The 5,883-nt window shown below is 57.0% G+C and carries 6 protein-coding genes; all 6 read left to right on the top strand.

The genetic code is table 11. From position 1 onward, the window contains the following. Nucleotides 1-599: dihydrodipicolinate synthase family protein (locus Q0349_RS08925; protein ID WP_298080518.1), on the top strand; the 599-nt coding region annotated here is incomplete at its 5' end. A gap of 13 nt (nucleotides 600-612) precedes the next feature. Further along, nucleotides 613-1,596, top strand: a complete 984-nt coding sequence (locus Q0349_RS08920; protein WP_298080517.1) for a sialic acid TRAP transporter substrate-binding protein SiaP — start codon at nucleotides 613-615, stop codon at nucleotides 1,594-1,596. A 91-nt stretch (nucleotides 1,597-1,687) separates the two neighbouring features. After that, nucleotides 1,688-3,535, top strand: coding sequence for a TRAP transporter large permease subunit (locus Q0349_RS08915; RefSeq protein WP_298080516.1), 1,848 nt, complete (start codon nucleotides 1,688-1,690; stop codon nucleotides 3,533-3,535). 4 nt (nucleotides 3,536-3,539) lie between these two features. Further along, nucleotides 3,540-4,001: a YhcH/YjgK/YiaL family protein gene (locus tag Q0349_RS08910; RefSeq protein WP_298080515.1), complete on the top strand. Its 462-nt coding sequence runs from the start codon at nucleotides 3,540-3,542 to the stop codon at nucleotides 3,999-4,001. Further along, complete coding sequence (locus Q0349_RS08905) at nucleotides 3,998-4,819, top strand: MurR/RpiR family transcriptional regulator (RefSeq protein ID WP_298080514.1); 822 nt, start codon at nucleotides 3,998-4,000, stop codon at nucleotides 4,817-4,819. The genes Q0349_RS08910 and Q0349_RS08905 overlap by 4 nt, the downstream gene beginning before the upstream one ends. Then, on the top strand, nucleotides 4,816-5,706 hold the full coding sequence (locus Q0349_RS08900) for an ROK family protein (RefSeq protein WP_298080512.1): 891 nt from the start codon (nucleotides 4,816-4,818) through the stop codon (nucleotides 5,704-5,706). Before Q0349_RS08905 ends, Q0349_RS08900 begins: the two co-directional genes overlap by 4 nt. Nucleotides 5,707-5,883 lie beyond the last annotated feature (177 nt).

Here is a 5,883-nt window from a genome sequence, read left to right as displayed (position 1 = left end):
CCACCGGTTTGGGCTATCAGGCCATTTCTGCCGTCACCCCGTTTTATTACAAATTTACTTTTGAAGAAGTCAAACAATATTACTTCGACATTGTCGCAGCGGTGGATAACCGCATGATTGTTTACTCCATTCCTTTCCTCACCGGGATGGATATTGGCCTGTCGCAATTTGGTGAACTCTTTGCCAATCCAAAAATCGTCGGCGTTAAATTTACCGCTGCCGATTTCTATCTGTTGGAACGGCTGCGCAGCGCTTATCCCGACCATCTGATTTATTCCGGTTTTGACGAAATGCTGCTTCCTGCGCTGGTCAACCGCGTGGATGGTGCCATTGGCTCAACCTATAACGTCAACGGCATCCGTGCGCGGAAAATTATGGAGCTCGCTGCCGCTGGCAACTATGCGGAAGCATTAAAAGCGCAACAGGAAAGCAACAACCTCATTGCCGATATTTTGGCGAACGGCCTCTATCCGACCTTGAAACAGTTGCTGGTTCTTTCCGGCTGCGATTCCGGCCCCTTCCTTTCACGCAAGCCGATGGCTTCGGCAACGGCGGCACAAATCGCCCGCGCCCGTGAAATTTACGCCCGCTATTTCTGATGGAGTTACTGCCATGACTATCCGCAAAACCCTACTAGCCGCTGTAATCGCCGCCTTTGCTGCCAATACCCTGGCGGCCGAGTATGAATTGACCTTCGGCCTTAATGCCGGGACGACTTCCAATGAATACAAGGCGGCGGAGCAGTTCGCCAATGAAGTGAAAGAAAAATCCGGCGGCAAGATTGAAATCGCCCTGTATCCGAACGGACAGTTGGGCGATGACCGCTCGATGATGGGGCAAGTCGGCGGTGGCGCGCTAGATTTCACCTTTGCCGAAAGCGCCCGCTTCCAGATTTATTATCCGCTGGCGGAAGTCTATGCGCTGCCTTATATGATTAAGGATTTTCCTACCGCACAGAAAGCGTTGTTTGATACGACCTTCGGTAAGGATTTGATCAAAAAAATCCATGATGAAAAAGGCATTACCGTTCTTGCGCAAGCCTATAACGGCACCCGCCAGACGACTTCCAACCGCGCGATTAACAGCATTGATGACATGAAAGGCCTGAAATTGCGTGTACCGAATGCGGCGACCAACCTGGCGTATGCCAAATATGTCGGTGCCTCACCCACGCCGATGGCGTTTTCCGAGGTCTATCTGGCGCTGCAAACCAATTCGGTCGATGGCCAAGAAAATCCGCTGCCGACCATTCAGGCGCAGAAATTCTATGAGGTGCAGAAATTCCTTGCCCTGACCAATCACATTATCAATGACCAGCTCTATCTGGTCAGCAATGAAACGATGGAATCCTTGCCGGAAGACTTGCAAAAAGTGGTGCGTGATGCGGCAGAAAATGCGGCGAAGTACCATACCAAACTATTCCAGGATGGCGAAGCGGAGCTGGTCAGTTTCTTTGAGAAACAGGGCGTGACGGTCACTCGTCCCGAACTCGCTGCATTCAAGAAAGCGATGCAGCCCTATTATGAGGAATTTATCAAGAAAAACGGTGAAGCCAGCAAAGCGGCCATTGCCGAAATCGAAGCACTCAATCCTTAAGTCATCGCGGGCGGTAGCCTTTGGCTGCCGCCCTTATTCCACAACGCGCAGAGGTTTTGCCAAACGGTGAAGCTTTGACAGGGAGAACAGCATGAAAGTTTTGAACAAATTGGAAGAATGGGTTGGCGGCACTCTATTCCTGATAATATTTTCCATTTTGATTGCGCAAGTGTTGTTTCGCCAGATTTTGCACCACCCGCTTATTTGGTCGGAAGAAGCCGCGCGTCTGCTTTTTGTGTATGTCGGGATGCTCGGTATTTCTATTGGTATCCGCAGCCAGCAACACGTGCTTATTGATTTTATCACCAGCCATTTGCCGAACGTCGTGCGGGTCTGGGTGTTCAGCTTGGTGCAATTGTTGATTTTTGCCGCCATTCTGCTGTTCTTGTATTACGGCGTTGTTGTTTTTAATCACGCTTCCGATCAGTTAGTTTCCCTCGGTATTTCTGACAAATGGCTCTATCTTTCCCTGCCCGTTTGCTCCCTGCTGATGCTGTTCCGTTTCTTGCAGGCGCAGCAGGAGAATTACCGCAAAGGCGACAGCCGTATTCCCGTTTGGGTCTATATCGCCTTGACGGTGGCGGTGGTTTTGGTGGCATTCATCGAGCCGTCCTGGTTTAAGGCGCTGCGCATTAGCGAATATGTCAAATTTGGCAAGAATGCGGTTTATGTCGCGCTGATTGTCTGGCTGGTGATTATGTTCGCCGGGGTGCCGGTTGGTTGGTCGCTCTTCATCGCGGCGGTATTGTTCTTTTCCATGACCCGTTGGGGTACCGGCAATTTTGCCGCCGCCAAACTGGTCGATAGTGTCAACAGTTTTGGCCTGCTCAGCGTGCCATTTTTCATTCTTACCGGCATTTTGATGAACAGCGCCGGTATCACCACCCGTATTTTCAATTTCGCCCGCACTATGCTGGGGCATTACACCGGCGGCATGGGACACGTCAATATCGCGGCCAGCCTCATTTTCTCCGGGATGTCCGGCTCGGCGCTGGCGGATGCGGGCGGTTTGGGGCAGCTTGAAATCAAGGCGATGCGCGACGCCGGTTATGAAGACGACCTCTGCGGCGGCATTACCGCAGCCTCCTGCATCATCGGCCCGCTGGTGCCGCCGAGTATCGCGATGATTATTTACGGGGTCATTGCCGATGTTTCCATCGCCAAGCTCTTCCTCGCCGGTTTCGTCCCCGGTGTGCTGCTCACCATTTTGCTGATGGCGATGAACACCATCATTTGTAAAAAACGCGGCTATGGCAAGGCGCCGAAAACGTCCGCCGCCGAACGCAGACGGGCGTTCAAACAGGCGTTTTGGCCGCTGCTGACGCCGATACTCATCATCGGCGGCATCTTCTCCGGCGCCTTCACCCCGACCGAAGCCGCCGTTGTCGCCGCCCTCTATTCCATCATCCTTGGAATGTTCATCTACCGTGAACTCACCCCCGCCGGGTTGTTCACCTGCTGTGTGGAAGCGATGGCCATTACCGGGGTGACGGTGCTGATGGTGATGACTGTCACCTTCTTCGGCGACATGATTGCCCGCGAACGGGTCGCGATGCAGGTCGCCAGCGGCTTCATGGCGATTGCCGACAACACCCTGATGGTGCTGCTGATGATTAACCTGCTGCTGCTCTTCCTCGGTATGTTTATTGATGCGCTGGCGCTGCAATTCCTGGTGCTGCCGATGCTCATCCCCATCGCCCAGCAGTTCAACATCGACCTTGTCTTCTTCGGCGTGATGACCACGCTCAACATGATGATCGGCATCCTCACCCCGCCGATGGGTATGGCGCTTTTCGTCGTCGCCCGCGTCGGCAACATGAGCGTCAGTACCGTAACCCGCGGCGTCATCCCCTTTATCATTCCCATCGCCCTTTGCCTGCTGTTGATCACCCTCTTCCCGGGCATCGTGACCTTCCTCCCCAACCTCATCATGGGATAAAACAATGGAACTCCTCTCGCTGAATCAAACCGCCAGTTACCGCTCGCCCGCCGCCGAAAAAGTCTGCCGCTGGCTTGCCGGCAAAGACCTGACAACCTGGGCGGACAAACAATATCCGATAGACGGCGACGACTTTTACGTCAACATCTTTCACTACCAGACCGCTGGCGAAGACGCGCGCATCTGGGAAGCGCACCGCGACTACATTGACGTCCACCTCGTCCTTGGCGGACGCGAATGGGTGCAGCAGGCCTTTCTCGCCGACTGCACCGCAGGCGAATACCATGCCGACAGCGACTACCAGGCCATCGACAGCGCCCGCGCGCGCAGCAGCATCCTGCTGGAGCCGGGCTATCTGGCGGTGTTTTACCCCGAAGACGCGCACCAGACCGGGCTTATCGTCAACCAGCCCGGCGAGAGCCTGCACAAGGCCGTCTTCAAAATCCGCCTTGGGGCGCTGCGGTGATTGTCTTCAGCAAAAACGCCCGTCCCTACATCGAAGCGCACCTGCAACAATTCAGCCCGGTTGAGCGCAAAATCGCCGACTACTTTCTCGGCGGCGGCGAAACCCCGCCGAGAGAGACCGGCAAGGCGCTGGCGCGACGTCTGGGCGTCTCCGAAGCCGCATTGACCCGCTTCTCCCAAAAATGCGGCTTCCGCGGACTGCGTGAACTCTTCTACGCGCACAACCAGGGAGAAAGCCACGCTGACAGCGATTTCGTCCAGCCCGTCCTCGCCAGCTACCAGGAGCTGCTCAACAAAACCTACGCCATCATTGATATGCGGCAAATCCGCCGCATCACCGCGCTGCTCCTGCAAAAAAAACGGGTGTACATCTACGGCAAAGGCAGCTCCGGCATGGTCGCGCAAGAAATGAAATTCCGCTTCATGCGCATCGGACTCATCTGCGAAGCCATCACCGACGACGACATGATCCGCATGACCGCCGTCCTCACCGACCCCGAATGCCTGGTTATCGGCATCAGCATCAGCGGTCGCAGCAAAATCATTATCGAAGCCCTGCAAACCGCGAAAACCCAGGGTGCCGCGACCGTCCTCTTCACCGCCAACGCCGACCGCGAATACCGCGACAACTTTGACGAAGTCCAACTCTTTGCCGTGAAAAACCAGATGGAGCACGGGCGGCTCATCTCGCCGCAATTCCCCGTCCTCGTCGTACTCGACATCCTCTACGCCGACTACATGAATCACGACGCCGCCGCGCGCGACCGCATCTGGCAGCGCACCTACCGCGCCCTGCAACGCAACAAGGAACCCACATGACCATCCTCACCCTCGACATCGGCGGCAGCGAAATCAAGGCCGCCCTCTACCAGACAGACGGCAGCTGCACCCAAACCCTCCCCAACCAAAAAACCGCCGTCAGCGCCAACGACAACCACATTGGCGAACAAATCGTGCAAATCTGCCGCGACACCCAGGCACAAACCGCGCTGCAAGGCGTCGCCATCTCCAGCGCCGGTGTCATCGACCCCTACCGCGGCACCGTCTTGCACGCCGGCCCCAGCATCCCCGGCTACCTCGGCACCGCCCTGAAACCCCTCATCGAAGACCAATGCGGACTGCCATGCAGCGTCGAAAACGACGTCAATGCCATGGCACTCGGCGAATACTGGCTGGGTGCGGCACAAAACAGCAGCTCCGCCCTCTGCCTCACCCTCGGCACCGGCCTCGGTGGCGCCATCCTCCTTGAAGGCAAACTGTGGCGCGGCGCCAACTACGCCGCGGGCGAAATCGGCGTCTGCCCCCTGGGCGATGGCCGCCGCCTCGAACAGGCCGCCTCCACCACCGCCCTGCTCGCCGCCTACGCCGGACGCCGCGGCGAAGCCATCGACGGCAGAACCCTCTTTCAGCGCCTGCGCGCCGGAGATAGCGACGCCGCCAGCGCCCTGGAACAAATGCTCGGCGCCCTCACCGACGGCCTGCTGCCCGCCATCCACCTGCTTGCCCCGGAAACCCTCCTCATCGGCGGTGGCATCGCCGCCCAACACGACCTGATTGAGCCGCGCATCCGCGCCCAACTGGCAGCAAAACTGCCCGCAGCGCACTTCATGCCGAAAAACATCCGCTGCGCCAGCCTGGGCAACCGCGCCGGGATGATCGGCGCCCTGCGCTGGTTCCTCGACAGCAAACCGGTATTGGCGCAATAAACCGCCTGCCCATCCGGCAACCATTACCCCCGATCGCCACCAAAGCGCCTTTACCGAAGACACCATAGGGTGCGCCTTGGCGCACCGTCACCCACCCATCCGGCAACCATTACCCCGACTGCAATATAGCAATCCACCGAAAGTTTCAGGCAAGGCGCGTCGCCGAAGACAGTACGC

The sequence above is a fragment of the uncultured Cardiobacterium sp. genome (assembly GCF_938028185.1).
Taxonomy (GTDB): Bacteria; Pseudomonadota; Gammaproteobacteria; order Cardiobacteriales; family Cardiobacteriaceae; genus Cardiobacterium.
This window is presented reverse-complemented; position numbering and strand designations above follow the sequence as displayed.

Coding starts and splice junctions, on each gene's coding strand:
- Q0349_RS08920 (WP_298080517.1), top strand. CDS start 613: ATGACTATCCGCAAAACCCTACTAGCCGCTGTAATCGCCGCCTTTGCT.
- Q0349_RS08915 (WP_298080516.1), top strand. CDS start 1,688: ATGAAAGTTTTGAACAAATTGGAAGAATGGGTTGGCGGCACTCTATTC.
- Q0349_RS08910 (WP_298080515.1), top strand. CDS start 3,540: ATGGAACTCCTCTCGCTGAATCAAACCGCCAGTTACCGCTCGCCCGCC.
- Q0349_RS08900 (WP_298080512.1), top strand. CDS start 4,816: ATGACCATCCTCACCCTCGACATCGGCGGCAGCGAAATCAAGGCCGCC.